Genomic DNA, 26159 nt, shown 5'->3' on the forward strand with positions numbered 1-26159 from the left:
CGGTCAGACCGTCATAAGTCTCGTGTGTCGACCTCGAGAGCGGAGACGCACGACGCGACTACGGCAGCCGGTAGGTCGGCCCCTCGTCGGTGTCCTGGACTTCGATACCGAGTGCCTCGAGTTCGTCGCGCAACTCGTCGGCTCGCTCGTAGTTGCCTGCCTCCCGTTCGGCCTCGCGCACCTCGAGGACGAGTTCGACCACGTCGCCCGCGAGGGCGGCCTCGCCGTCGGTGTCGCCGGTGAACGAGAGGCCGAGCACCTCGCCCAGCTCCTCGAGGGTTTCGACGCCGCGTCGGAGGCCCCGATAGTCGTACGTCTCGCGGTCCTGGCAGTGACTGTTGAGCGCGCTCGCGGCCTCGAGCAGCGCGGACTGGGCCTTCCGGGTGTTGAAGTCGTCGTTCATCGCCTCGCGGAACGTCTCGCGGGCGTCGTCGACGACCGTCCGGAGGTCGTCGTCCTCGGCGTTCGTCCGGGCGTCTGGCGAGTCGAGCGCCGCGACGGCGCGTTCGTGGGCGCGCTCGAGGCGTTCCCAGCGCTGGCCGGCCTCGTCGATCGCCGCCTCGCTGTAGACCTGGGCGCTGTTGTACGAGCCGGCGGTGAGGAAGGTCCGGAGGACGTTCGTCCCCCAGCGGTCGACGGCCTCGGAGACGGTGACGAAGTTGCCCAGGCTCGAGGACATCTTCTCTTCGTCCATCTGGAACAGCTCGCAGTGGAGCCAGTAGCGGGCAAAGCGCTGCCCGGTCGCGGCCTCGGACTGGGCGATCTCGTTTTCGTGGTGGGGAAAGACGAGGTCTCGACCGCCGACGTGGAGATCGAGCGTCTCCCCGAGGTGGGTCGTGCTCATCGCCGAGCACTCGATGTGCCAGCCGGGCCGGCCCTCTCCCCAGGGGGAGTCCCAGGTCTGTCCCTCTGGTGGTCGCTCCCAGACCTCGCGGTCGCTGTGTTCCCGGACCGCGTCCGGGTCGACGCCGCCGGCTTTCCACAGCGCGAAGTCGGCCGGGTTGTGCTTCTCGGTGCGTTCGTCGGGATCGCCCTGGGACTCGATCTCCTCGAGATCCTGGTTCGAGAGTTCGCCGTACTCCTCGAAGGCCGTCACGTCGAAGTAGACCGAGCCGTTCGATTCGTAGGCGTACCCTTTCTCGATCAACGTCTCTACGAGGTCGATAATTTCGGGCACGTGCTCTGAGACGCGGGGGTAGACCTCCGCCCGGCGGAGATTCAGCGCACGCATGTCCGCGAGGGTGCGCTCGATGTAGTTGCGGGCGACGTCGGCCTCGCTGTCGCCATCCTCGCCGACGCGGGCGACGATCTTCTCGTTGACGTCCGTGAAGTTCTCGACGTGGCGGACCGAGTAGCCCAGATACTCGAGCCAGCGATGCATCACGTCCACGTGGACCCACGACCGGGCGTGGCCCAGGTGGGGCGGATCCGAGACCGTCAGGCCACAGTAGTAGAGGGAGACGTCGTCGGGGTCCCGTGGCTCGAACGGCTCTTTCTCGCCCGTCAACGTGTTCGTCACGTGCAGGGTCATTGCTCGCTTGTACCCACGGCCGGATGTTAAACCGTTGGTTGCGAACCGAGCCCAGACGGGGCAGCCCCGATCACGACGGCGACGTTGGAACGTCCTCGAGTGCCCCCTCGACCGCCCGGACGGCGTTCGCCCCCTCGAGTCGATCGACGACGACGACCATCGTCTCACTGCCGACGCCCGCCGCTGCGACGGCGACGCCCTCGAGCGCGAGCGTCTCGAGCACCGTCGCGAGCGCGGCGGCGTCGACCGGGCCATCCGCGAGGATCGCGGTGGCGTCTCCATCTGCAGGGCCGAGTGCCGTCCCGCCGACGGAGAGGAAGGCGTCCGCGGGGTCGTCGACTGGACCGACCCCGCGTTGCATCGTCACGCGGGCGTCGCGTGCCGTCGTCTCGTACTCGGGTAGCTCCGCGGCGTATCGCCGGAGCGCGGTGGCGACTGCTTCGGTTTCACCCTCGACGTCGAGGAACCTGGCCGCAGCGGTGTGGTTGACGACGCCGGCGCGAAGCGCCGCGACGAGAAACGGATGTTCGGCGACGCGGCGGCGCGTCTCGGCTGCGAGTGACATGTCGACGCGAGTGACCGCCGACGACATAAACGCGACGGTCGCCCGACCGGACCGCGGCGTTTTTGCCTCGAGAGCCCAACGCTTGCGGTATGAAGCCAGCAGACGTCGAGGAACTCATCGAGGCCGAACTCGAGGACGCAGACGCGACCGTCCGACGCGCTCGCGGGAAACACGACGACGACCACCTCGCTGCGACGGTCGTCTCGCCGGCCTTCGAGGGGGTCGGACTGGTCCAGCAACACGAACTCGTCTACGACGCCCTCGACGGACACATGACGACAGACATTCACGCCCTCGAGCTGTCGACGTACACGCCCGAGGAGTACGAGGAACACGCCTAGGCCGTGGCCTGCGTTCGACCTCCGGCGTCGGCCCCGAGACCGAACGCCGTGAACCGTGGATTTATCGTTCGTTCCTGATACGATTTAGGTATGGAACCTCTCAATCCTCGGATCAGACTTCTCTGGATCGCACAGGCAGTCCTCGGTGCGATCGCTCTCGGCGTGTTGCTCGTGGCTATCGGCCGACAGCTCTATGACCTCCCGACGGCCGTCCCCGTCGGAGTCGCGGCTCTCGCGTTGCTTCTCGGCGTCCTCTACGCCGTCCGGCGCTACCAGCGATGGGGATTCGAACTCGAGGACGACGCCCTCTATCTCGAGCGTGGCGTCGTCACGTTCGTCGAGACCGCCGTCCCCTTCGTTCGCGTCCAGCACGTCGACACCCAGTTCGGACCCATAGAGCGAGCGCTCGGTCTCTCGAGCGTCGTCGTCTACACGGCCGGCTCGCGAAACGCCGACGTCCGCGTGCCGGGGCTGACGCCGGGTCGTGCCAGAGAGCTCCAGGACACCCTCCGTGACCTCGCCGTCGAGAGCGAGGGCGACGACGCCGTATGAACCGGTTGCATCCGCTAAGCGCCGCGATGATGGCGTTCGGTCGCGGCGTGAGCGGGGCGTTTCTCGCGTTCGTCCTCCTGACCGTGCTGGCGGCCGTCTTCGAGGCCGTCCGAACCGGCTGGGCGACGTTGCTCGTGCCGATCGGCTTCGCGATCGGATTCGCCTACGGGGTCGCCTACTACTATCGGTTCGGGTACGAACTCACCGACGACACGTTCGACATCGCCTCCGGGGTTGTCGCTCGTCGCGACCGGGAGATTCCGTTCCGTCGCGTCCAGAACGTCGACGTCAGACAGGGCGTCGTCTATCGGCTGTTCGGCCTCGCCGTCGTGAACGTCGAGACCGCCGGTGGCGGCGACACCGAGGCCGTCCTCAACTTCGTCGGCGAAGACGAGGCAAAGCGTCTCCAGCGAGAGATCCGGCGTCGAACCGCCGAGTCGAAAGCGAACCGACGCGAGAGAACAGACGCCGACGACGAGAGGGCGGCCGTCGAGGAACCACCCGCCGATACTGCCGTCGACGGCGAACCCGAGGCCAGCGTCGACGACCGCCGGGACGTCCCCCCCGAGGACGAACCCGTCGGCGAACCGGAGGCAGACGCCCGGTGGGACGACCATCGGCCGACGACGCTGTTCGCACTCGAGGCGCGGGCGTTGTTGCTCTACTCGCTCGCCTCGTTTCGGATCGCCGCCGCGGCGGGCGTGCTCTTTCTCGCCTTTCTCGTCGGAGACGTGGCGCTCGAGTTCCTCGTCACCGTCGCCCAGCCCGTCGGCGGCCCGGAGACGATCGAGGCGGGTACCCCCCGAAGTTACGCGATCCTGACGCTCGTCTCGCTCGTCCACGGGCTCGTGCTCACGTACCTGCTCGGAGCGGGGTACACGTTCGTCAGCTACTACGACTTCACGCTCGGTCGCGTCGGCGACGATCTCGTCTACGAGCGCGGGCTCTTACAGAGTTACAGCGGCTCGGTTCCAGTCGAGAAGGTCCAATCAGTGACCGTGACGGACAACCCGCTCCAGCGACTGATCGGCTACGCCGGACTGTGGGTCGAGACCGCAGGCTACGGTCCCGACAGCGGAAGCGGGAGTCAGTCGGCCGTCCCGCTGGCCAGGCGCGGGCGGGTTTACGGCTTCGCCGAACGGTTCACCGGCCTCGAGCGACCGACCTTTTCGCGGCCGACGACCGTCGCCCGGCGGCGGTACCTCGCCCGGTACTCGATCGTCGCCGCCGTGATCGTCGCCGCCGCCTACGGTATCACGCGGGTCACCGTCCTTGAGAGCTGGTTCTACGCCGCGGTCGTCTTCCTCGCAGTGCCGCCGGCCGCACACCTCCGGTGGGTGAACCTCGGCTACTACGTCGGCGAGGACCACCTCGTGATCCGGGCGGGCTTCTGGAAGCGCCAGACGACGGTGATCCCCTACTACCGCGTCCAGACGGTCAACACCCGTCGATCGATCTTCCAGCGACGGCTCGGGCTCGCCTCGCTGGTCGTCGACACCGCCAGTTCCCAGACGTTTTTCCGGGGGACGCCGACGATCTACGACGTCGACCTCGAGGTCGCCCGCGGAATGCACGAGGAGTCACGCGACCGGTTGCAGGTGGCGCTTCGCGACCGAGCCGAGTCGGATTCAGACGGCAGGATCGAGTTCGCCTGATCGACCGGGTACCGTCGCGTTTCGGTGGCTTTTACCTCGCCGGCAGTGACCTCTCGCGTATGGCAGACGACGAATACCGAATCGAGGAGGACAGTTTGGGCGAGATGCAGGTGCCGGCAGACGCCTACTGGGGAGCCCAGACCCAGCGCGCGATCGGGAATTTTCCCATCTCGGGGATCACGTTCGGTCGTCGGTTCGTTCGCGCACTGGGCGTCGTGAAAAAGGGCGCAGCACAGGCCAACCGCGATCTCGGCCTGATCGACGAGGACGTCGCCGAGGCGATCGTCGCCGCCGCAGACGAGGTCATCGCCGGCGAACACGACGACCAGTTCCCCGTCGACGTCTTCCAGACCGGCTCGGGGACGTCCTCGAACATGAATGCAAACGAGGTCATCGCCAACCGCGCCGCCGAGATCATGGGCGCGGAGATCGGCGACCGCGTCGTCCACCCCAACGACCACGTCAACTACGGCCAGTCGAGCAACGACGTCATCCCGACCGCGATGCACGTCGCCGCCTTAGAGGCCGTCGAGAAAGACGTCACGCCCGCCCTCGAGACGCTTCGCAAGGCCCTCGAGGCGAAAGAAGACGAGTTCGCAGACGTCGTCAAGACCGGTCGCACCCACCTGCAGGACGCGACACCGGTCACGCTGGGCCAGGAGTTCGGTGGCTATCGCACCCAGATCGGGAAGGGCCTCGATCGCGTCGATTCGGTGCGCGATCACCTCGGCGAACTCGCCCTGGGCGGCACCGCGACCGGCACCGGCCTGAACACCCACCCCGAGTTCCCCGGACTCGCCGCGGAGTACATAAGCGAGGAAACGGGTGTCGACTTCCGCGAGGCCGACGACCACTTCGAGGCACAGGCCGCCCACGACGCGATGAGCGAGGCCCACGGTGCCCTGCGCGTGGTGGCGGGCTCGCTGAACAAGATCGCGAACGACCTGCGCCTGCTCGCCTCCGGGCCGCGCAACGGCCTCGGCGAGATCGAACAGCCCGAGAACCAGCCCGGTTCCTCGATCATGCCCGGCAAGATCAACCCCGTGATCGCCGAGGCGGTCAACCAGGTCCACAAGCAGGTCGTCGGCAACGACGCCGCCGTCTCCGCCGGCGCTGCCGAGGGACAGATCGACCTCAACCTCTACAAGCCCGTGCTGGCTCACAACTTCCTCGAGTCCGCCGAACTGATCGTGAACTCGAGTGAGGTCTTCGCCGAGCGCTTTATCGACCCGCTCGAGGCAAACGAGGAGTACTGCACAGAGCGCGTTGCGGAGTCGATGGCGATGGCCACCTCGCTGAACGTCCACATCGGCTACGACAAGGCGAGCGAGGTCGCAAAGACCGCCCTGAAAGAGGACAAGACGGTCCGGGAGGTCGTCCTCGAGAAGGGCTACCTCGACGAAGACGAGGCCGACGAGGTGCTCGACCCCGCGAAGATGACCGAACGGGGAATCCTCGGGCAGGATCACTGATACTGCCGGACGTACGTCGTGAACGATTCTCGCCGTCTCGGGGTGGCGAGAATCTTCACACAGTTACGTCCGACGGTATGACCCGCGACCTCGGACTCGCGTCGGCGTCACACTCGAGTCAACTCCTTGTCGTGTCTGGTTTGGATAATTTCCGTGCTAGCAGCGACCGTGTCGAACGAGACCGTATCGACATGACGAGGTTTGGAGTACTCGAAATCGAGTAGTATTCGATCGTGACACGTCTTTCTTCATGAGCCGTCGTCCGAAAATCCGCACAGAAAGGCTGTATCACGGCATATACGGTGGAATAAAAGAACCCAAGAAGTTTTGAGGGAGGATGTCGTCGGACGAAATATGCACACCTGTCCTAACTGCAAACAGTCGTTTCAGACGGAGCTTGCCCTCGAGCTACACCTCGACACCTGCGCTGAGGGTCAGCTGTTCTGTCAAGTATGTGGTGATAGATTCCGAGAACGAGAGGCGACGGAAGACGGCTGGCACTATCGGTGTCCGAACGAGGACTGCGACGGCGACGGACTCCAGGAGGACCTGATCAACGTCGCGGACGTCCGAACGGTCCAGCACTGAACGGATCGACACCGGCGTCGAAGCGCCTCGAGTCCGGCGACAATACTTAGGGCACGGCGGATGTCGCCGGGATATGGACGAACTGATCGAAGCTGCACGGGCGATCCAAGATTCCGCACACGCCCCGTACTCCGGCTATCGCGTCGGCGCTGCCCTCGAGACCGACTCTGGAGACGTGTTCGTCGGCTGCAACCTCGAGAACGCAAACTACAGCAACAGTCTCCACGCGGAGGAGGTCGCGATCGCCGACGCGGTCAAAAACGGCCATCGCGAATTCACCCGGATTGCCGTGAGCTCGAGCCGTCGCGACGGCGTCACGCCCTGTGGAATGTGTCGCCAGACGCTCGCCGAGTTCTGTGACGACGACCTCCGAATTCTCTGTGACCGCGGCGACGATGTCCGCGAGTACACGCTTGGCGAACTGCTCCCCGACGCGATCTCGGAAGCGACGCTGTCGACGTGACGTGATCGGCTGTAGGTGACGTCTGGATACGGGTAGTTTTGCCTGTTTCTCACAATTTGATTATTTCGGATAGTGAACTGGCGGCCGGGCTGGGCGCGAAACCACCACCTACCGTCTTCCCAGCCCGGAAAACCGTTCGAAACTACGCGTCGTCGCCGAGCATCCGGTATCGGATCACGAGATAGACGACGACGAGCGCGAAGGTGACCGCGTAGAGGACGGAACCGATCGAGAGCGCATACAGGAGTGCACCGACGTTGAGGACGATACCGAGCAGGTACACCGGTTTCAGGCTCACGGTGTTCACTCGCGATCACCTCCCCCGGGAGTGGCCACCGGGTTCGATGGTATGTCGTCGGTTCGCTCGTCGCCGCGTGCAACAGGCGACGGATCGGTGTCGGCAGACGCGTTGTCTCTCACGGGCGAGCCTTTCGTGCCAGCGGTCAACAGTGTTGCGCTGTCGATCCGGGTGAGACGCAAGCGGTCCCCCGTCCGGCACGCGCCGCCCGGGATTATTTGGCCCCGTCCAATGTGGGTCGACGCATGACCGACGTCGCCATCACCGGCGCGACCGGGAACGTCGGCCGCGAGGCGATCGCGGCACTCCCCGAGCACGACCTATCGCTGTTCTCTCACAGCGACGCCGACGAACTCGAGACCGAACCCTTCGACGTCCAGGATCGGGAGGCGTTCGTCGCTGCACTGGAGGGGATAGATGTCCTCGTTCATCTCGCGGCGAACCCCTCGCCGACGGCCGAGTGGGACGCGGTTTCGGGACCGAACGTCGAAGGGACGTACAACGCCTACGAGGCGGCCCTCGAAAACGACCTCGAGCGGGTGGTGTTCGCGAGTTCGAATCACGCAGTCAACATGGGAAACGTGACCTCGCCGGTTCGCCCGGAAACGACCGGCGACGATCCCGACCCCGTCAGGCCGGACGAGCCACCACGACCCGACACCTACTACGGCGTCACGAAGGTCCTCGGCGAGGCGATGGGCTACTACTACGCCCGGCGACACGGCCTCGAGGTCGTGAACCTGCGGATCGGCTGGCTCCTCTCCCGCGAGGATCTCCGGACGGCGTGTGCCGAACGGGACGGCCCCGGCAGGCGCTACGCGCGTGCGATGTGGCTCAGTCCCGAGGACTGTCGGCGGGCCATCCACGCCGCCGTGACGGCGACGCTCGAGGAGACGCCCGTCACCGCTCACGCCATCTCGAACAACAGCGATCGGTTCCTCTCGCTGACCGAGACATCGCTTGCGATCGGCTATCATCCACAGGACGACTCGGCGGCGGTGTTCGACGGAGACGGAACCGACGGGAACCGCGACGGACTCGACTCACCCTAACAGCGCCGCTTGACAGTCTTCGTGGCTGTTTTCCGGAGCAAAGTAAAATATCGTCCCCTTCGTATCGTCTCGTATGACCGGTACCGTTACCGACCCGACGCCGTACAAACCGACGGCAGAGATGTCCGTCTTCGGGTACGTGATCGCGATCGGGATCGCGATAGTGTTGTTTCCGTTGCTGCCGGCCCTGTTCGTGTTGTGGCTCGTCGTTCGCCTGTTCGGCCGCGACCGGAGCCGTGAGGCAGGTCGCGAACGAGAACGATCGGAATCGTAGCCGGCCGCTCCCAGTTCCCACGGTGATCGGTGCCGGCGCACGGGCCTGCGGGTAGACGAAGGCGATTTAGGCACCCGGCCGCTTTCTTCGGTAATGAGTCACCCAACGCCCGACGTCTACGAGCAGGGCAAGGGCATGGACGCCCACAATCAGGTCATGCGCGAGATTCGCTCGCGCAAGGAGGCCAGCTACGACCCCCACGAGCCGACTCGCGTCTGGCTCGACGAGGACAACACGCCCGGCGGCGTCAAACGGAGCCTGACGATCATCCTCAATACCGGCGGCTGTCGCTGGGCTCGTGCCGGCGGCTGTACGATGTGTGGCTACGTCGCAGAAAGCGTCGACGGCGGCTCGGTCTCTCACGAGGCCCTGATGGACCAGATCGACGTCTGTCTCTCCTACGAAGCCGAGAACGCCGACGAGCCCGCCCCGCTGATCAAGATCTACACCTCCGGCTCGTTCCTCGACGAGCGCGAGGTCGGTGCCGAGACCCGCGAGGCGATCGCCGACACATTCGCCGACCGCGAACGGATCGTCCTCGAGTCGCTGCCCGACTTCGTCGACCGGGAGAAACTCGCCGACTTCACCGACCGCGGGATCGACACGGACGTCGCGATCGGCCTCGAGACCGCCACCGACCGGGTCCGTCACGACTGTGTGAACAAGTACTTCGACTTCGCGGACTTCGAAGACGCCTGCAGCGAGGCCATCGCCGCCGGCGAGGTCGGCGACGCCGAGGCGGGCGTGAAAGCCTACCTGTTGATGAAACCGCCGTTTCTCTCGGAATCGGAGGCCGTCGCCGATATGATCGCCTCGATCGAACGCTGTGGCGACGTCTCCGGCTGTCACACCGTCTCGATGAACCCGTGTAACGTCCAGCGATACACTATGGTCGACGAACTCTACTTCAACGGCGGCTACCGTCCGCCGTGGCTCTGGTCGGTCGCACACGTCCTCGAGGAGACCGCGGAGACGGACGCCATCGTCGTCTCCGATCCCGTCGGCCACGGCTCCGACCGGGGCCCACACAACTGCAAGGAGTGTGACGACCTCGTCCAGAAGGCGATCACGGACTTCGACCTCCGGCAGGATCCGACCGTCTTCGAGCAGGTCTCCTGTGACTGCGAGCGGACCTGGGAAGCCGTGATGGACCTCGAGCGAAGTTACAACGTGCCGCTGGCTCGTTGACGACCACCGCACAACGCTCGAACACACACGACGGTTCGGTCGCGTTCTTCGACCGCCCCACAGCTTTTGCCGTCCGCCGTAGACGACACCGACATGCACACACCGGACGACGGCGGACACGACGTCGGCGAACCCAGCGAGCAGTGGCGCGAGTACCGGGGCGCGCCGACGGGGACCGACCGCGAGTGTGCGGGCTGGCGACAGGAGGCCGCCTTCCGCCTGCTGAACAACAACCTCGATCCCGACGTCGCAGAAGACCCGGAAAATCTCGTCGTCTACGGCGGGACAGGCCGGGCCGCCCGCTCGTGGGACGCCTACGACGCGATCTGTGACGAACTCCGCGACCTCGAGAACGACGAGACGCTGCTCGTTCAAAGCGGCAAGCCGGTCGGTCGGTTTCACACCCACGAGCGCGCTCCGCGCGTGCTGATCGCGAACTCGAACCTCGTCGGCACGTGGGACGACTGGAACCACTTCCACGACCTCGAGGCGAAAGGTCTGATCATGTACGGCCAGATGACCGCGGGCTCGTGGGCCTACATCGGCACTCAGGGAATTATTCAGGGTACCTACGAGACCCTCGCCGAGTGCGCCCGCCAGCACTTTCCCGACACGGACGGCCTCGAGGGCAGGGTCGTCGTCACCGGCGGGCTCGGCGGGATGGGCGGCGCACAGCCACTCGCCGTGACGATGAACGGCGGCGTCTGCATCGCCGCCGAGGTCGACGAGGACCGGATCGACCGGCGCATCGAGACGGGCTACTGCCAGGAGACGGCCGACGACCTCGAGACGGCCCTCGCACGCGCCGCGGAAGCCGCCGAGGCCGGCGAGGCCTACAGCGTCGGCGTCCACACGAACGCCGCCGACATGCTCGAGGCGATGCTCGAGCGCGAGTGGATCCCCGACGTCGTCACCGACCAGACCGCGGCCCACGACGAACTCGAGGGCTACTACCCTTCGGGCTACTCCGTCGCGGAGGCCGACGCGCTCCGCGCCGAGGACCCCGAGACGTACGTCGCGGAGAGTCTCGACACGATGGAACGCCACGTCGACGCCATCCTCGAGTTGCAGGACCGTGGCGCGGTCGCCTTCGAGTACGGGAACAACATCCGCGGGCAGGTCGAGGAACACCGCGACCGCGAGGACGCCTTCAACTACCCGGGGTTCGTCCCGGCCTACGTCAGGCCGCTGTTCTGCCGGGGAAAGGGACCGTTCCGCTGGCTCGCCCTCTCCGGCGATCCCACAGACATTCACCGCACCGACGAGGCCGTCCTCGAGCTGTTCCCCGAGAACGACCACCTCCATCGCTGGATCGACCTCGCCCGGGAGCAGGTCCAGTTCCAGGGCCTGCCCGCGCGGGTCTGCTGGCTCGGCTATCGTGCGGATTCCGACGGGCTGACCGAGCGAGCGCGCTTCGCCCTCGAGATCAACGATCTCGTCGCCGACGGTGAGGTCTCGGCTCCGATCGTCGTCACCCGCGATCACCTCGACGCGGGCTCGGTCGCGAGTCCGAACCGCGAGACCGAGGCGATGCGGGACGGCTCGGACGCGATCGCGGACTGGCCGATTCTCAACGCCTTGCTGAACTGTGCCGCCGGGGCCGACATCGTGAGCGTCCACGACGGCGGCGGCGTCGGCATCGGTAACGCCGTCCACGCCAACAACCACGTCGTCCTCGACGGCTCCGAACTCGCCGCCGAGAAGGCTCGCCGGGTGTTCACGACCGATCCCGGGACGGGCGTGATCCGCCACGCCGACGCCGGCTACGCGGACGCCCTCGAGGAGGCCCGGGAGTCGGGTGTACACGTACCGATGGCGGACGACGGATCGACCGGACCGACGGAGGACGAGCGGTGATGACCGCCTTCGCGAGCCCGCCTGACTGGGAGAGCCCCGCGAACGATCCCAACGACGAGACCTTCGGCGACGTTGTCGAGCCGACGAGCCTCGAGGACGCGGGCGCGTACGACGCCGTCCTCGTCGGCGAGCCCTACGACGGGGCGGTGATCGGCCGTCGGGGAGCGAGCGAGGGGCCGACGGCCATCCGGGAGCAACTGGCCGGCGTGAAAACCCACCACTTCGAGGCCGGACCCGTCCGCTCGGTCGGCGACCTCGGGGATCTCCGGACGTCCGGCGACGTCGCGGCCGTCCAGGACGACCTCGAGGACGCCACGGCGGTCGTCCACGACCTCGACGCGTTGCCGGTCTTTCTCGGCGGTGACAACTCCCTGACCGTCCCCAACGTCACGCCGCTGCTGGAGATCGGCTCGGTCGGCGCGATCAGCTTCGACGCCCACCTCGACTGCCGGGAGGTCCACGACGAGCCCACGAGCGGGACGCCGTACCGCCAGCTCCACGAGCGCGGGCTCGACGCCTTCGCCGTCGTCGGAGCGCGGCAGTTCGAGACCGCGAGCGCGTACGCCCGCTACGTCGACCGCCAGGGCGGGACGATCGTCACCGCGGCGGACGTCCGGCGCGATCCCGTCGCGGCCCTCGAGCGTGCCCTCGAGGCCGTCGACGGCGTCGACCACCTCTACGTCAGCCTCGACGTGGACGCCCTCGACGCGACGGCCGCGCCGGGGGTGAGCGCGCCGACGCCCGGGGGACTTGCGAGCGTCGACCTCTACCGGGGGCTGTTCCGGGTCGCGAGAGACGATCGGATCGCCGGCGTCGAGGTCGTCGAGTGTGCGCCCCCGCTCGCGGACGGCGATCGAACGGCCGCGGCGGCGTCCCGGGCGGTTGCGCACGTCCTTGCGGGCCATACGGAGGGGAAACGATGACCGAGACTGGGGCCCACACGCTCGTGATCCACGACGCGGCGGAGCTCGTGGTCGGGCCCGCCACCGAGTCGGACGCGACCCTCGAGGTCCGCGAGGACGCCGCGCTCGTCGCGGCAGACGGCGCGGTCGTCGCGGTCGGGGAAAGCGAGGCGATCACCCGCAAGTACCCGCCGGAGAACGCCGACGTCGCGATCGACGCGAGCGGACAGGCGGTCGTGCCCGGGTTCGTCGATCCACACACCCACGCGGTCTTCGCCGGCGACCGCTCCGACGAGTTCGAAGCCAGGCTTCGTGGCAAACGCTACCAGGAGATCCTCGAGGAGGGCGGCGGGATTCTCCGGACGGTGCGAGCGACCAGGGATGCGAGCGCGGACCGGCTGCTCGAGCGCCTCCTCGCTCACCTCGAGACCATGCTCACCCACGGGACGACGACGGCGGAGGTCAAGTCCGGCTACGGCCTCGAGACCGAGACCGAACTCGAGCTGCTCGAAGTCATCGACCGCGCCGACGCCGCCCAGCCGGTCGACTGCGTGGCGACGTTCATGGGCGCTCACGCGGTGCCCGAGGAGCGCGAGGCGGACGACTACGTCGACGCGGTCGTCGACGACCAGCTGCCGGCCGTCGCCGATCAGGGGATCGCCGCGTTCTGTGACGTCTTCTGTGAGGAAGGCGTCTTCGACGTTGCCCAGTCCCGACGCGTCCTCGAGGCCGGCCGCCGCGTCGGCCTCGAGCCGAAGGTCCACGCCGAGGAGTTCACCCGGCTGGGCGGGGCGGAACTCGCAGCCGAGCTGGGTGCGACGAGCGCTGATCACCTGCTGTATGCGACCGACGAGGACGTCGACGCGCTCGCAGCGGCGGGTACCGTCCCGGTCTTTCTCCCTGGCACCGCCTTCGCCCTCGACGAGGCTTACGCCGACGCACGGGCGTTTCTCGAGGCCGGCGCGCCGGTCGCACTCGCGACGGACTTCAACCCGAACTGTCACGTCCGGAGTATGGGGTTCGTCCAGACGCTCGCCTGTCTCGAGATGGGACTGGCCCCCGCCGAGGCGTTGCTCGGGGCGACCCACGACGCGGCGCTGGCGATCGGACGCGAGGACGGCACCGGGACGCTCCGGGAGGGTGCGCCGGCGGACGCGCTCGTGCTCGAGGCACCGTCGTCCGTCCACGTCGCCTACCGGTTCGACACCTCGGCCGTCGAGACGGTGCTCAAAGGCGGCGAGGTGGTGCGACGTCGTGGCTGAGAGGACCGAACGGACCGCAGTACTAGTACAGAAGCGACTCGAGTTGCTCACGCCGGCGCTCGAGGTCGATCGCGGGCTCGATCGAGGGATCGGCACACAGCCGATCGATCGCCAGTAGCGGGTCGACGCCGGCCCGTTCGGCGGCCTCGAGGGTCGCCTCGAGACTCGCGCGGTTGGTCGCGAGCGAGTCACACAGGCCGAGGGTAAGCGCGAGCGCGACCGCGCCGTCGCCGGTCGGGAACGTCTCGCTTACGCGTGAGAAATCGGGATCGGGGTCGGGGTCGGAACCGTCGGATGTCGCTGCGTCCTCGGCCGGATACACGGCGAGACAGCGCGGACAGATCGCCGCCACGGCCGCGTTCTCGGGGGCGTGCTCGTGCCAGGGCGCGGGAATCGAAAACGCGACGGGGTCGCGCTCACACGTACACGCCAGCGGAGACGCAGACACGGTCAGATCTCAGTCGTCGCCGGGAACGCCGCTTGCAGCCGTCTGTTCTGGCTCTTCCTCGTCTGCATCCTCGGCGTCTCGCTCGTCGGCTTCCTCCTGTTCTTTCTTCTCTTTGATCTTCTTCAGCCGGAAGATCTCCTCGCGTTCCTGTTCTTCGAGTTTCTGTTCGATGTACTCCTGGCTCTCGTACAGTTCGGGCAGGAGCTTGAACTCGAGGGCGTTGACGCGGCGTTTCGTCGTCTCGATCTCTTTGAGCATCTTCTTCATCGCCGTCTCGACCTCGGCGGCGAGGATGATGCTCTCGAGTAAGTCCTCGTAGGCTTCTGCGGCCTCGTCGATACGCGCGGAGGTGCCGAGTACGCCGTAGCCACGCTGGTCCAGGCTCTTCGAGACCCGGGAGGACTCGATCTGTGGGACGACGACGCCCATGATGTTTTTCGACTCGGTGGTGATCTCGGGGTGTTCCTCGAGGGCCGCGGCCGCGCCCCGGACCGCGACGTCGCCTTCCATCGCCCGGGCCATGTTGATCTTCTTCTGGGCCTGCTCGTAATCGTCGGCGAGGTCGCCACGGACGTCCTGGGCCTTGTCCAGGATGTCCATGAACTCCATGATCAGCCCGTCCCGTTTCTTCTCGAGTGTGCCGTGGCCCCGCTCGGAGAGCTCGATGCGATCTTCGATCGCCATCAAGTTCTTGCGGGTGGGCTTGACGTCCTTGGCCATCTTGTGGAGGGCTTGCGCACCCAGTCGGATAACTGTTTACAGTTCGGGTCGCGACGGCGTCGCCGCGTCGGTTCAGAACCCGAGTCGACACCCGGCGAATTCTTCGATGGCCTTTTATGACGCCGCTTCGTTCGTCCGGGTACACATGGCACGAGAGACGCCCGCTGTGGAGGATAGAGGAAGTCGCCGCGAGGCGGCTGGCCGAGAAATTCGCCCCCGAAACTGACACCGATTCTCGAACCTTCATGGTAGGCCGTGACGCACTTGACGTTGACGACGATCGTACTGTTCAGCTCCTGGATACGACCCTTCGCGATGGCGAGCAAGCGCCTGGCATCTCGCTTTCCCCCGAGGAAAAAGTCGAGATCGCCACCGCGTTAGAGCGCGCCGGGGTCGACGTGATCGAGGCCGGCAGCGCCTGCACCGGCCCCGGCGAACGCCAGGGGATCGCCCGCGTGACCGACCTCGACCTCGACGCCGTGGTGACGAGTTTCTGTCGTGGCATCAGAAACGACATCGACCTCGCACTCGAGTGTGGCGTCGACGGCATCCACCTCGTCGTCCCATCGAGCGACCGCCACATCGAGGGGAAAGTCGGCACGACCCACGAGGGCAACCTCGAGACGACCGCAGAGCTCGTCGCGTACGCTGCCGATCACGACCTCTGGGTCGAGGTCATCGGCGAAGACGGCTCCCGGGCCGACCTCGAGTACCTCGAGGAACTGATGGGAACCGCACTCGACGCCGGCGCCGACCGGGTCTGTTTCGCCGACACCGTCGGCCACACTGGTCCCGAACGCACCTACGAAGCCGTCTCCCGGCTCGCCGAGCTCGGACCCACGAGCGCCCACACCCACGACGACCTCGGACTCGGAGTCACCAACGCGCTCGCGGGTATCGCCGCGGGTGCCGATCTCATCCACTGTACCGTCAACGGGCTGGGCGAACGTGCCGGCAACGTCGCCTTAGAAGAGGTCGCGATCGCGCTCGATCACGTCTACGATGTCGAGACGCTCGAGCTCGAGGAGCTGTACGACCTCGCACAGATCGTCTCCCGGGCGACCGGCGTCGAGCTCGCGCCGAACAAGGCCGTCATCGGACAGAACGCGTTCACCCACGAAAGCGGCATCCACACCGACGGGACGCTCAAAGACGAGAAGATGTACGAGCCGTACCCGCCCGAGACCGTCGGCCGGGAACGCCGGCTCGCGCTCGGGAAACACACCGGGCGGGCGGGCGTCGAAGCGACTCTCGAGGAACACGGCGTCGAGGCAGGCGACGACGAGGTCGCCGAGATCGCCACGCGCGTGACCGAACTCGGCGACCGCGGCCGACGGGTCACCGACGCCGACTTGCTCGCCGTCGCCGAGGACGTCACCGGCGACGACCGCGAACGCACCGTCGAACTCCTCGAGCTCACCGCGATCAGCGGGAGCGACGTCCCGACCGCGAGCGTCCGCCTCGACGTCGCCGGCGAGGAACGGGTCGCAAGCGGCACGGGATCGGGGCCGGTCGACGCCGCCGTCGCGGCAGTGCGAGACGCACTCGGGACGGCCGCTGACGCCGAACTCGACTCCTATCACGTCGACGCGGTCACCGGCGGCACCGACGCGGTCGTCACCGTCGAGGTGACGATGCGCAGAGACGATCGTACGGTGACCGTCGCCCGTAGCGAGGCCGACATCACGCGTGCGAGCGTGACAGCCATGGTCGACGCACTCGACCGGCTGCTCGAGAACGAGCAGAACCCGACCCTGCCCGCAGACGACTAATAATGATGGCTGTGACTATGTTCCGATGCAACCGCAAGACGGGCCTCGGTTGCATCGGTACCGATTCACAGCCGTCGTTATAAGTCCGTCAGAACGGCTTTTTACTGACGATCCCCTTCGGATCGAGCAGGTACAACACGGCGAGAAACAGCGCCAGCAGGACCACGAACAGGCGAGCGACGTCGCCGAGGGAAGACGGGAGTCCGGGTTCGAGTCCGATCGCGATAAGCGCCGCGACCACGATCCAGATCGTCCCGACGAGCAATCGTTGTCGACGTTTCATACTCACCAGTTCGCTCGAGCGGGTATTGAACGCGACGAAGGAGATCGACCACCGTCAGCACTCGGCGTATGTCCCAAATATCGAAAAGCCTTATCTTCGACTAGCCCGGAAACGGTAGCACGATGGTCGATACGCCCAACCGACGGCGATTTCTCCAGCTCACCGGCGCGAGCGCGACGGCCGCAGTCGCCGGCTGTGCCGATCTCAACCCGATGAGCGACGGCGATGGTCCCCACGCCGACAAGGTTACGGCGATCGTCGAGCCGAACAGAGAGGCGATGCAGGAGATTCAAGAAGACGTAATGGCTGGCGAGATGGATCAGATGGAGGCCGAGCAGGAACTCGAAACGCTCGTCGATGACGCAATCACGTCGTTCGAAGATCGCGAGGCGGACGACGACGAGTTGATCGTCGAGGAGTCTGAATCGCTTACCGATCAAACGGGTCAGATGGAGATGGGGATGTTGTACCTTCTAGACGGCGAACCCGCGTCGCTCATCGACGCGCTGATGAACGGCACCGTGAGTCAGCTCCACGGTGGAGCGACCTACGAGACGATCCTCGAGCAACAGCAGGCTGCCGAGGAACAACAGTCACCCGGAAGCGAACAGCCCGACGAAGAGGAACTCGAAGAGATCGAAGAAGAGTTAGAAGGCGAACTCGAGGAGCAGGAAGAAACCGAGGACGACGCTGACGAGGATTCCGACGAGTAACGGGACGACGGGCACCCACTTCGACGGTTCCGGCGACGTTTCTGATGAGGTACCGCCTCGACGTTCTCGACATCGAATCCGTGTTGTGCTGTCGGTCATGGACCGGTGAATTGGCGTTCGGGTGAGCCGGCCGGTGAACGTGTGTCTGGTGTCGCTCGTCGCGTTCACGTCTGTATGACCGACAGTATGAGTCGTTTCAGTCCACAGCGAACGGGCTCTCCCGTTCCGTCCAGGGCCACCCTGGAATGCGTTCTTGGAAGCCGGCCGCCAGTGCCGCCTCGAGGTCGTCGACGCCCGCGTTCTCCTCGGCCGGCCCCTGTACGTGGACGTCGGCGTAGTGAAACGTCGCCTCGCCGAGCGTTCGAAGCGGTTGGGTGCCCGAGATCGTTGCGGCGAGTTCTCGCCCGAGGATCTCGTCGACGACGAAGCCGGGATAGTCGTCCTCGACGTCTAAGTCTCGCAGAATCGCGACCATGGCGGCGACGTTGACCGCGAGGTCGCCGTCGGCGAAGACGGCATCGACCTCCTCGCGATACTGGTCCGTGCTCGCGTGGGTGACGTCGGTCTCGAATATCGTGCCGAGGTCGTCGCGGACGTCGTTGATGATAGGGACGACGGTGTCCGCGCGGTCGGCTACCCAGTCCCGTTCTGCGGCGACGCGATCCGGTGTCAGTCGCATATCGGCCGTTCGTCGCGTACCCCCCTCACGTTTGCGAAGGCTTTTATACCACGCACGGAATAGGCTCGAGTAAGCGGGTTCTCCCTGGAATCTTCCCGCACGGACCAGGACACGAACGACCTGGAGGCGTGCCGGTTGGCACGAGCGACTCTCACACGATGATCCGGGACGAGAGACGAGATATGGCACTGACCGCGTGGCCACCGGTGGTTCACGCGATCCGCCAGTTCGTCCCCTCGTCGATGCCGTCCTCGTTCGGGACGTCGGTCCCCGTGACCGTCGCTCGGGAGGCACGTCCGTCCGTGGCCGGAACGGGTCCACGCGAGTGAACGCTTGCGACTATGAGCACTGTAGAGCAGCAACTCGACGAACTGAAAGCAGAGATCACGAGTGAGCTACCGAGTGATATCTCGGTCTCCTCGGTGAAGTACGAGGGTCCCGAACTGGTAGTCTACACGCGCGACCCGAAGAAGTTCGCCCAGCAAGGCGACCTCATCCGGAAGCTCGCGAGCAAACTCCGGAAGCGCATCACCGTCCGCCCGGATCCGAGCGTTCTCTCGCGACCGAGCGAGGCTCGCGAGGAGATCATGGACGTCATCCCCGAGGAGGCCGGCGTCACCGATCTGGACTTTCACGTCGATACCGGCGAGGTCGTCATCGAGGCCGAGAAGCCGGGGATGGTGATCGGCCGCCACGGCTCGACGCTGCGTGAGATCACCAAAAGCGTCGGCTGGACGCCCGAAGTCGTCCGAACGCCGCCGATCGAATCGTCGACGGTCTCGAACGTCCGCAACTTCCTCAAACAGGAGCGGGACGAACGACGAGATATTCTAGAGACGGTCGGCCGACAGATCCACCGCGAGGAGATGTCCGACGACGAGTACGTCCGGATCACCACGCTGGGCTGTTGTCGCGAGGTCGGCCGGGCCTCCTTTATCCTCTCGACGCCCGAAACGCGCGTGCTTATCGACTGCGGTGACAAACCCGGCGCCGAAGGCGAAGTCCCGTACCTCCACGTCCCCGAAGCCCTCGGTGCGGGTGCCCAGAATCTGGACGCCGTCGTCCTCACCCACGCCCACCTCGATCACTCCGCACTCATCCCCTTGCTCTTTAAGTACGGCTACGACGGACCGATCTACTGTACCGAGCCGACGCGGGATCTGATGGGGCTGTTGACGCTTGACTACTTAGACGTCGCGGCAAAGGAAGGTCGGACGCCGCCGTACGATTCCGAGCAGGTCCGGGAAGCGATCAAACACACCATTCCGCTCGAGTACGGCGACGTCACCGACATCGCGCCGGACGTCAAACTCACCTTCCACAACGCCGGTCACATCCTCGGCTCTGCCGTCTCGCACTTTCACATCGGCGACGGCCTCTACAACGTCGCCTTCTCCGGTGACATCCACTACGAGGACACCCGGCTGTTCAACGGCGCGGTCAACGACTTCCCGCGGGTCGAAACCCTCGTCCTCGAGTCGACCTACGGCGGACGCAACGACTACCAGACCGACCAGGAAGACTCCGAGCGCAAGCTCAAGAAGGTCATCAGCGAGACCGCAGAGCGGGGTGGCAAGGTACTCATCCCCGCCTTCGCGGTCGGTCGCTCCCAGGAGATCATGCTCGTCCTGGAGGAGGCGATGCGCGAGGGTGAGATCCCCTCGATGCCGGTCCATCTGGACGGGATGATCTGGGAGGCGACGGCGATTCATACCACCTACCCCGAGTATCTGCGTGACGACCTCCGGGATCGGATCTTCCACGAGGACGAGAACCCGTTCCTCGCCGAGGAGTTCAACCACATCGACGGCGGCGAGGAAGAACGCCAGGAGGTCGCCGACGGCGGTCCCGCGATCATCCTCTCGACGTCGGGGATGGTCACTGGAGGTCCGATCATGTCCTGGCTCGGCCACATCGGTCCCGACCCGGACTCGACGCTCGTCTTCGTCGGCTACCAGGCCCAGGGGACGCTCGGCCGGCGCATCCAGAACGGCTGGGACGAGATCCCCACGAGCGAGGTCGGCCACGGCGGTCCCAACGGCAACGGCCGCGGCACCCTGACGCTCAACGTCGACGTCGAGACCGTCGACGGCTTCTCCGGCCACGCCGACCGCGCCGGCCTCGAGAACTTCGTGAAGACGATGAACCCCCGCCCTGAGAAGGTGCTGTGTGTCCACGGCGACGAACGCTCGACGCAGGACCTCTCCTCGGCGCTGTACCACGAGTACGATATGCGGACGTTCGCGCCGAAGAACCTCGAGACGTTCCGCTTCCTCTAAAGAAAGCCCTCAGCGCGCCCTGGCGGGCGCGCTTCGCCCTTTTCATGTCCGCCAGGACCGCAACGCAACGCGGCGCGCGGGTTGCGCGCCGCGTGAACGGCCTGTCCTTCCCCGGTCACTCGCGGCCGCTTAGCTTATCCGCGGCCGCGAGTGACGGCCACGTGGCTGGTCGGTCGGCAGAAACATCCGTTTATTCCGCTTCGGGGGCGTCGGCCGGGTCGACGACCTCGCCCGTCTCGGGGTAGACCCCGACCTGGTCACAGCGGTCGGCGAGCGGACAGGCCTCGGGGTCCTCGAGGCAGGCCGGCTTGCGTGCCGTACAGTACTCTCTCCCGAACTGGATCGTCGCCGTGTGGCCGAAGCCACACTTCGCGGCGGGAACGTCACGCTCGAGGACGGCCCGTACCTCCTCGTGATCGGCGTCGGGCGGGGCGATCCCCATGCGACGGTAGATCCGGTGAACGTGGGTGTCGACGGGGAAGACGCCGGATTGCCCGCCGGCGAACAGCAACACGCAGTCGGCAGTCTTGGGGCCGACGCCGTGGATCGAGAGGAGGGTCTGGCGGACCTTCTCGGGCGCTTCCTCGGTGACGTACTTGTCGAAGCCGGCCGCGGAGTCGAACTCCTCGAGAATCCACGTGGCCGCTTCCTGGATCATTTCGGACTTCTGATTGTAGAGGCCGGCCGCGCTGATCGTCTCGGCGAGTTCGTCGCGGTCGGCCACCGCGAGCGCCGCGGCGAGGTCGCGGTCGGGCTCGTCGTAGCGTTCGCACAGCCCGTCGTAGGCGGGCTGGCTCGCGACGTCGCTCGTGTTCTGGCTAAGGATCGTCCGGACGAGACAGGGGAAGGCGTCTCGGCCGCCGTAGGTCTTCTCCCAGTACACAAATATATCTTCTATACCTTCTATAGATGTATCCTGGCCAGGCTCGACACCGATGTTCTCGCTCGGGAACGGCGAGTATTCCTCTGCGTAGACATCCCAGAGACAGTCCACCACCTGTTCAGCCCGCGATTGAGACATTACCGTGAGAGTTGGTCGTGGTTCACCAAGAGGACCGTGGTTCCACGGGAAGAAGCCTCGGGGCTTGATCCCGAGGCGGTTCACCCGAAGCCAACACCCTTCTGAAGTATTCTGCTGATGGCTGGTTGCGTTCCAGCTGGATGGCCGGCGGCCGATCAACCCAACATCTCTAACCACATACTATTCTATTTCTACATTACATGAGTTAAAATCATTAGACTTAAGTCATTTCAATAACGACACAACCCCGTCGATCGCAGTTTAACGGGGGGTACGACGTTCAGTGGTCAGGGGTCCCGTATTCGGGTTGTCCGATCGACGAAATCGAAAACTGCGGAGCAAGCTGCAGCTATGGCAACAGACAAAGAGTCACATCAAACGGCGGCGACAGAATCGCGGACGGAGAACGACCGTACTGCGACGGGGACGGCAGACCAAGGACGACAGCACCACGTTTCGAGGCGACGCGTGTTGATCGGTGCCGGAACCACCGGTGCACTCGTGCTCGGGGCTGGCACAGCCAGCGCGAACGCTCCCACCGAAGGGGCCAACGTGACGATCGGGACACAGTGCACGAGTGGAACGCACGTTACCATCAATCGCGTGTTCATGTCCGACGGCGGCTACGTATCGATTCACGACACCCGCCGATTGCACAACATTGGCGGGCCGGAAAGGTTTGACATGAACGATCCGGATCTTGATCCGATCAACGCCAGCCTGATCGGGATCACACCGTTGATGGAACCCGGCGGCTACAACGACATCGAGGTGCCGCTGCTCGACACCGTGGATCACGGTGGCACGATCCCGGCTAGTCCGATGTCACGCGATTGCGGCGAGTACGCGTTCAAGCAGAACGCTCACGGACTCGCCGAAGGACAACCGCTGTTCGCGATTCCTCATCGAAACGATCCGAAAACAGGCGACGATTTCGTCACCACCGATCCCGCGTATCGTGAACCCGAACACAATCACACGCTCGGTCACGATGGGCTGTCGATCGTTCACGATATCGCAGCGGTCCACCACGAAGACGATCTGCAACCGCATCGGTCGTCGGTGCATCAGACCGTCGCCGAGATCCGCCGCGAGTTCAGTTGATCGGGATGGTCCGTCATATCGCTACTGGAGTGTAGACGCACCGTTTGAACCGACTGTACAGGTATTCGTCCGTGTCTTCGAAGCAGTCGATATCGTCGTCGCGGATGTAGGTATAGGACTGGCCGCTGTGGTCTTGGATGTCTTCGAGGTGCGCGTCCGCCCAGTATTCCTCGCGGAGAAGGCGCTGGGTGTGTTTTGCGGTGAAGTGTTGGAGACGATTGTACGCCTCGTGGTAGTCGTCGGGGACGTGGAACTGGTGGGTGAGTTGCGTCATTCCTCGCCGTCTTGTTGGGGGTCGGTAGTGCGGACGACTTTGACTTCGGCGCCGAGCCAGTCCTTCGGAACGAGGACGTGTGCTCCGTTCCCGACACGGGTAACGTCACCTTCCACAACTTCGTGTCCGTGAATTTCGAACCGATCTTCCATACCCTGAGTTATAACTTAAAGCTGCTCTTGGGGTTGCGGGAAGCTACTGAAGATTGCTGATTACTGCCAAATGTAACAACAGTTACGAACCCTCTCTCCGACGAACTCGTCAGGAGCACGTCGTCGATGGCGCCGAGGTGGAACCCGTAGTCGTGGTGGGACTCGTCGTACAGCAGTTCGCCGTCTGCCGCCGCAAGCCCGTAGAGGCTGCCATCGTTGCCGCTGGCCCACAGGACGTCCCCACTCGAGACGAAGCCACCGTTACGGACGTTCTCGATCGGGAGGCGCGACTCCCAGCGCTGCTCGCCGGTCCCACGGTCGAGCGCGGTGACGTAGCCGGCGTGGTCGATGCCGTAAACCGACGCGTCGTCGGCAGCGAGCGATCCGATCGGCCGCTCTCGATCTTCGATCCACTCGATCTCGCCCGTAGCGAGGTCGACGCGTTCGATTCCCGCCAACGTCGCACAGCACAGCACGTCGTCGGTCGGGCTGGCGTGTGGTGGAAGGGCCGTAACGTCGACGGTTCCCGTCTGGGATCCGCTCTCGGGATCGAACTCGAGGAGGCCATCGTCGGTCGAGACGAACAGCGTCTCGTCGTGGGCGAGGATGTGCTGAATGCGAACGTCCTCGAGGGATTCCTCCCACCGTGATTCGCCGGTGTCGACCTCGAGTGCCCGAAGCACCCACGGCTCGTCGTCGCTGCCGCTCCCGACGTCGATCGCGGCCACGACGACGTCGGCAACGGTCGTGGCCGAGAGAGGCCTGACGTACTCCGGCGGACGCTCGACGGCGTCTTCCCACTCGAGTGTGCCCGTTTCGCGGTCGAAGGCGTAGAGTGTGGCCCGCTCGTCACGTCCAGTGTCCACTCCGCCCTCGAGCCCACCCGCGAAGACCCGATCGGGGCTGAACGCGACACAGGAGCCGCCGACTTCACTGCCAGCCAGCAGCGTCGACGGAACGAGGGAGACGTCGTCTCCGACCGAGTCGCTCTCCCACTCGAGCGTGCCATCCGGCCCGACGGCCTGCAGTCGATGGTCGACGAACCCCCAGAACGATCCCTCGTGGCTGAACGTGGCCCGGAGCCGATCCTCCAGTGTGAACGCCTCCGTGAGGGTGACGCTCTGGACGCCCTCCGATGGTGCGGTCTCTGCTGGTGGCTCGTCCTCGGTCTCGTCACCGCTCCCGTCGCCGGTTTCGGCCTCCTGTAACTGGAGGCAGCCAGCCGAGAGGGCAACTCCCGTCACTGCACAGAATGACCGCCGGTCCATACGAGAACTCGTTACCCTGGTGACCTAACGGTACTGGTTACAGTCGGGTCAGGCCGATCTCACCCGGTAGGCCTGCCCGCTCTCGCCGATCAACACAGTCCCGTCGATGGCGGCGATGGTCACTTCGTTGTAGGCCGTCGAGGAATCGAGCCCCTCGCGGTAGTCTTCCCGGTACCGGACCGTTCCGTCGTCGCGCTCGAGTGCGTAGATCGTTCCGAGGTCGTCGGTCGCCCAGACGAACTCCCCGACGGTCGGTCGCGTGTCGATCCGGCCGGCGAGTCGCGGCGATTCCCACAGCAGCGTTCCGTCCGCGGCGTCGTAGGCGTGGACGAACCCACCCTCGGATCCAGCGTAGATGACGCCGTCGACGAGCGCCGTCGGACTCACCGCGGTCCGCTCGAGGTCCTGTTCCCAGGCGAGATCGAACGAGGACCGCTCGAGTGCGGTGAGTCGATCACCGTTGTCCGTTCGCAGATACACCAGCGAGTCGTTGCTGGAGTGCGCTTCTCGCACGACGGGGTCGAGATCGATGGTCTCGACGAGCGACCCGTCCGCGAGGTCGTACACGCCGACTGCGAGTTCGTCTGTCGCGATCACCAGGCCGTCGCCGGCGACGAGGTTGCGGACGTTCCACGGGCCGTCGCCGTCGTCTTCGAGCCGGATCGTCCAGCGCGTCTCGCCATCGTACTCGAGCGCGCGCACTAACCAGATGTCGTTCTCGGGGTCGGACCCGTAGTAGACGACGCCGTCGGCTGTGCCGGTGAGATGCCGAATACTGACTGATTCGTCCGGCTCGTGTTCGAAACGGGTCGAGCCGCCGTCGTATTCGTAGGCGAAGACGCGACCGGCATGGTCGCCGTGGGGGAGCGTCCCGACGTAGCGGACGTCGTCCAGAACGGAAACCCCGTCTTGGTTGCCACTGCCGCCCGGGAGGGCGTAGGAGTGATCGTCCCTCTCTAGCGGTGCCGCCTCCCACTGAACCCCACCGTCTGCGTCGAGCGCGGTCAATTGCCGCTCTCCGACCTGTGTTAAAAACTGGCCGTCGTGGGTAACGACGCTCGAGCCGAAGCGGTCCACCTCCCAGGCGGGCTCGAGGTGCAGTTCCTCGACGACTTCGACGCCGTCGTCACTCTCGGCGTCGGTGTCCGGGGTCTCCCCGCCTCCGTCGCCGGGTTCCTCGGCTGGCTCGCCGTCCTCCGCCGCTTCTCCCTCCTCGAGCAGCGGTTGCATACAGCCTGCGAGTCCGATACCGCCCACGGCTGCGCCCGATCGGAGCAGTCTCCGCCTGCCGACGGCTCGAGGCCTCGACGCTCGTCCCCGCTCGTTCATACCCCCTCGCATGGTCGGCCACACGAAAAACATATCGTGAATCAGGAATTCAGCAAACGGTCGATATGGCGATCCGGATGCTCGACACGGGCGGACACCGTCCACCGGTTGCATCGA

29 protein-coding genes are annotated in these 26159 nt (G+C 65.5%); 16 read left to right on the forward strand and 13 right to left on the reverse strand.

Annotated features, from left to right (window positions below; genetic code table 11):
• Positions 1-58 precede the first annotated feature (58 nt).
• Together cysS and QQ977_RS10380 are read right to left on the reverse strand one after the other, a co-directional pair.
• Positions 59-1531 (reverse strand): cysteine--tRNA ligase, encoded by a 1473-nt coding sequence (gene cysS / locus QQ977_RS10375; RefSeq protein ID WP_285925678.1) that lies wholly within the window; start codon positions 1529-1531, stop codon positions 59-61.
• A gap of 70 nt (positions 1532-1601) precedes the next feature.
• A complete protein-coding gene (locus QQ977_RS10380) occupies positions 1602-2096 on the reverse strand; it encodes a DUF7523 family protein (protein ID WP_285925679.1) in 495 nt (164 codons plus the stop codon).
• Positions 2097-2185: 89 nt separating this feature from the next.
• On the opposite strand from QQ977_RS10380, the gene QQ977_RS10385 reads away from it, so the two are divergent.
• The 6 genes from QQ977_RS10385 (at position 2186) to cdd (ending at position 7167) form a co-directional block, all read left to right on the forward strand.
• Entirely contained in the window at positions 2186-2437 is a 252-nt protein-coding gene (locus tag QQ977_RS10385) for a BolA family protein (RefSeq protein WP_285925680.1), read from the forward strand.
• A 90-nt stretch (positions 2438-2527) separates the two neighbouring features.
• Positions 2528-2989, forward strand: a complete 462-nt coding sequence (locus QQ977_RS10390) for a PH domain-containing protein (RefSeq protein ID WP_285925681.1) — start codon at positions 2528-2530, stop codon at positions 2987-2989.
• Positions 2986-4644, forward strand: coding sequence for a PH domain-containing protein (locus tag QQ977_RS10395; RefSeq protein ID WP_285925682.1), 1659 nt, complete (start codon positions 2986-2988; stop codon positions 4642-4644). Before QQ977_RS10390 ends, QQ977_RS10395 begins: the two co-directional genes overlap by 4 nt.
• 59 nt (positions 4645-4703) lie before the next feature.
• The gene (locus tag QQ977_RS10400; protein ID WP_285925683.1) at positions 4704-6116 is read left to right on the forward strand and encodes a class II fumarate hydratase; all 1413 of its coding nucleotides are present in this window, start codon (positions 4704-4706) and stop codon (positions 6114-6116) included.
• A 354-nt stretch (positions 6117-6470) separates the two neighbouring features.
• A complete protein-coding gene (locus QQ977_RS10405) occupies positions 6471-6704 on the forward strand; it encodes a transcriptional regulator (RefSeq protein ID WP_285925684.1) in 234 nt (77 codons plus the stop codon).
• 73 nt (positions 6705-6777) lie between these two features.
• Positions 6778-7167: a cytidine deaminase gene (cdd, locus tag QQ977_RS10410; protein ID WP_285925685.1), complete on the forward strand. Its 390-nt coding sequence runs from the start codon at positions 6778-6780 to the stop codon at positions 7165-7167.
• Between the two features lie 142 nt (positions 7168-7309).
• Here cdd and QQ977_RS10415 read toward each other — a convergent pair whose 3' ends face one another.
• Complete coding sequence (locus tag QQ977_RS10415) at positions 7310-7465, reverse strand: hypothetical protein (RefSeq protein ID WP_285928758.1); 156 nt, start codon at positions 7463-7465, stop codon at positions 7310-7312.
• Positions 7466-7710: 245 nt separating this feature from the next.
• Here QQ977_RS10415 and QQ977_RS10420 point away from each other — a divergent pair, with 245 nt between their 5' ends.
• The 6 genes from QQ977_RS10420 (at position 7711) to hutI (ending at position 14000) form a co-directional block, all read left to right on the forward strand.
• Positions 7711-8517 (forward strand): NAD-dependent epimerase/dehydratase family protein, encoded by an 807-nt coding sequence (locus QQ977_RS10420; RefSeq protein ID WP_285925686.1) that lies wholly within the window; start codon positions 7711-7713, stop codon positions 8515-8517.
• Positions 8518-8590: 73 nt separating this feature from the next.
• Complete coding sequence (locus QQ977_RS10425; protein ID WP_285925687.1) at positions 8591-8791, forward strand: DUF7535 family protein; 201 nt, start codon at positions 8591-8593, stop codon at positions 8789-8791.
• Between the two features lie 93 nt (positions 8792-8884).
• A complete protein-coding gene (locus tag QQ977_RS10430) occupies positions 8885-9979 on the forward strand; it encodes an archaeosine biosynthesis radical SAM protein RaSEA (protein ID WP_285925688.1) in 1095 nt (364 codons plus the stop codon).
• Positions 9980-10072: 93 nt separating this feature from the next.
• Positions 10073-11836 carry a urocanate hydratase gene (gene hutU, locus QQ977_RS10435; protein ID WP_285925689.1) on the forward strand — a complete coding sequence of 588 codons (1764 nt, stop codon included), beginning with the start codon at positions 10073-10075 and terminating at the stop codon, positions 11834-11836.
• On the forward strand, positions 11836-12759 hold the full coding sequence (gene hutG / locus QQ977_RS10440; protein ID WP_285925690.1) for a formimidoylglutamase: 924 nt from the start codon (positions 11836-11838) through the stop codon (positions 12757-12759). Before hutU ends, hutG begins: the two co-directional genes overlap by 1 nt.
• Positions 12756-14000 carry an imidazolonepropionase gene (hutI, locus tag QQ977_RS10445; RefSeq protein WP_285925691.1) on the forward strand — a complete coding sequence of 415 codons (1245 nt, stop codon included), beginning with the start codon at positions 12756-12758 and terminating at the stop codon, positions 13998-14000. The genes hutG and hutI overlap by 4 nt, the downstream gene beginning before the upstream one ends.
• A 22-nt stretch (positions 14001-14022) precedes the next feature.
• On the opposite strand, the gene QQ977_RS10450 is transcribed toward hutI, so the two are convergent.
• Together QQ977_RS10450 and QQ977_RS10455 are read right to left on the reverse strand one after the other, a co-directional pair.
• On the reverse strand, positions 14023-14433 hold the full coding sequence (locus QQ977_RS10450) for a DUF6276 family protein (RefSeq protein ID WP_285928699.1): 411 nt from the start codon (positions 14431-14433) through the stop codon (positions 14023-14025).
• 24 nt (positions 14434-14457) lie between these two features.
• On the reverse strand, positions 14458-15168 hold the full coding sequence (locus QQ977_RS10455; protein WP_285925692.1) for a V-type ATP synthase subunit D: 711 nt from the start codon (positions 15166-15168) through the stop codon (positions 14458-14460).
• Positions 15169-15413: 245 nt separating this feature from the next.
• Here QQ977_RS10455 and QQ977_RS10460 point away from each other — a divergent pair, with 245 nt between their 5' ends.
• Positions 15414-16940 (forward strand): 2-isopropylmalate synthase, encoded by a 1527-nt coding sequence (locus QQ977_RS10460; protein WP_285925693.1) that lies wholly within the window; start codon positions 15414-15416, stop codon positions 16938-16940.
• 88 nt (positions 16941-17028) lie between these two features.
• On the opposite strand, the gene QQ977_RS10465 is transcribed toward QQ977_RS10460, so the two are convergent.
• On the reverse strand, positions 17029-17223 hold the full coding sequence (locus QQ977_RS10465) for a hypothetical protein (RefSeq protein ID WP_285925694.1): 195 nt from the start codon (positions 17221-17223) through the stop codon (positions 17029-17031).
• A gap of 122 nt (positions 17224-17345) precedes the next feature.
• On the opposite strand from QQ977_RS10465, the gene QQ977_RS10470 reads away from it, so the two are divergent.
• Entirely contained in the window at positions 17346-17936 is a 591-nt protein-coding gene (locus QQ977_RS10470; protein ID WP_285925695.1) for a hypothetical protein, read from the forward strand.
• A 196-nt stretch (positions 17937-18132) separates the two neighbouring features.
• Here QQ977_RS10470 and QQ977_RS10475 read toward each other — a convergent pair whose 3' ends face one another.
• Together QQ977_RS10475 and QQ977_RS10480 are read right to left on the reverse strand one after the other, a co-directional pair.
• Positions 18133-18615 carry a hypothetical protein gene (locus QQ977_RS10475; RefSeq protein WP_285925696.1) on the reverse strand — a complete coding sequence of 161 codons (483 nt, stop codon included), beginning with the start codon at positions 18613-18615 and terminating at the stop codon, positions 18133-18135.
• 211 nt (positions 18616-18826) lie between these two features.
• Positions 18827-18964, reverse strand: a complete 138-nt coding sequence (locus tag QQ977_RS10480; RefSeq protein ID WP_285925697.1) for a hypothetical protein — start codon at positions 18962-18964, stop codon at positions 18827-18829.
• On the opposite strand from QQ977_RS10480, the gene QQ977_RS10485 reads away from it, so the two are divergent.
• Entirely contained in the window at positions 18957-20894 is a 1938-nt protein-coding gene (locus tag QQ977_RS10485) for a beta-CASP ribonuclease aCPSF1 (RefSeq protein WP_285925698.1), read from the forward strand. The two genes, QQ977_RS10480 and QQ977_RS10485, sit on opposite strands and share 8 nt — an antisense overlap.
• Positions 20895-21084: 190 nt before the next feature.
• On the opposite strand, the gene QQ977_RS10490 is transcribed toward QQ977_RS10485, so the two are convergent.
• On the reverse strand, positions 21085-21777 hold the full coding sequence (locus QQ977_RS10490; protein ID WP_285925699.1) for an endonuclease III domain-containing protein: 693 nt from the start codon (positions 21775-21777) through the stop codon (positions 21085-21087).
• A gap of 489 nt (positions 21778-22266) precedes the next feature.
• Here QQ977_RS10490 and QQ977_RS10495 point away from each other — a divergent pair, with 489 nt between their 5' ends.
• A complete protein-coding gene (locus QQ977_RS10495; RefSeq protein WP_430540830.1) occupies positions 22267-23019 on the forward strand; it encodes a DUF7282 domain-containing protein in 753 nt (250 codons plus the stop codon).
• Between the two features lie 13 nt (positions 23020-23032).
• On the opposite strand, the gene QQ977_RS10500 is transcribed toward QQ977_RS10495, so the two are convergent.
• The 4 genes from QQ977_RS10500 to QQ977_RS10515 are packed head-to-tail and all read right to left on the reverse strand — an operon-like array spanning position 23033 to position 26042.
• A complete protein-coding gene (locus tag QQ977_RS10500) occupies positions 23033-23293 on the reverse strand; it encodes a hypothetical protein (protein ID WP_285925702.1) in 261 nt (86 codons plus the stop codon).
• Entirely contained in the window at positions 23290-23445 is a 156-nt protein-coding gene (locus QQ977_RS10505) for a DUF2080 family transposase-associated protein (protein WP_285925703.1), read from the reverse strand. Before QQ977_RS10505 ends, QQ977_RS10500 begins: the two co-directional genes overlap by 4 nt.
• A gap of 8 nt (positions 23446-23453) precedes the next feature.
• On the reverse strand, positions 23454-24713 hold the full coding sequence (locus QQ977_RS10510) for a PQQ-binding-like beta-propeller repeat protein (RefSeq protein WP_285925704.1): 1260 nt from the start codon (positions 24711-24713) through the stop codon (positions 23454-23456).
• 48 nt (positions 24714-24761) lie between these two features.
• The gene (locus tag QQ977_RS10515) at positions 24762-26042 is read right to left on the reverse strand and encodes a PQQ-binding-like beta-propeller repeat protein (RefSeq protein WP_285925705.1); all 1281 of its coding nucleotides are present in this window, start codon (positions 26040-26042) and stop codon (positions 24762-24764) included.
• Between the last annotated feature and the right edge of the window lie 117 nt (positions 26043-26159).

This window comes from Natrialbaceae archaeon AArc-T1-2 (assembly GCF_030273315.1).
Classification (GTDB): domain Archaea; phylum Halobacteriota; class Halobacteria; order Halobacteriales; family Natrialbaceae; genus Tc-Br11-E2g1.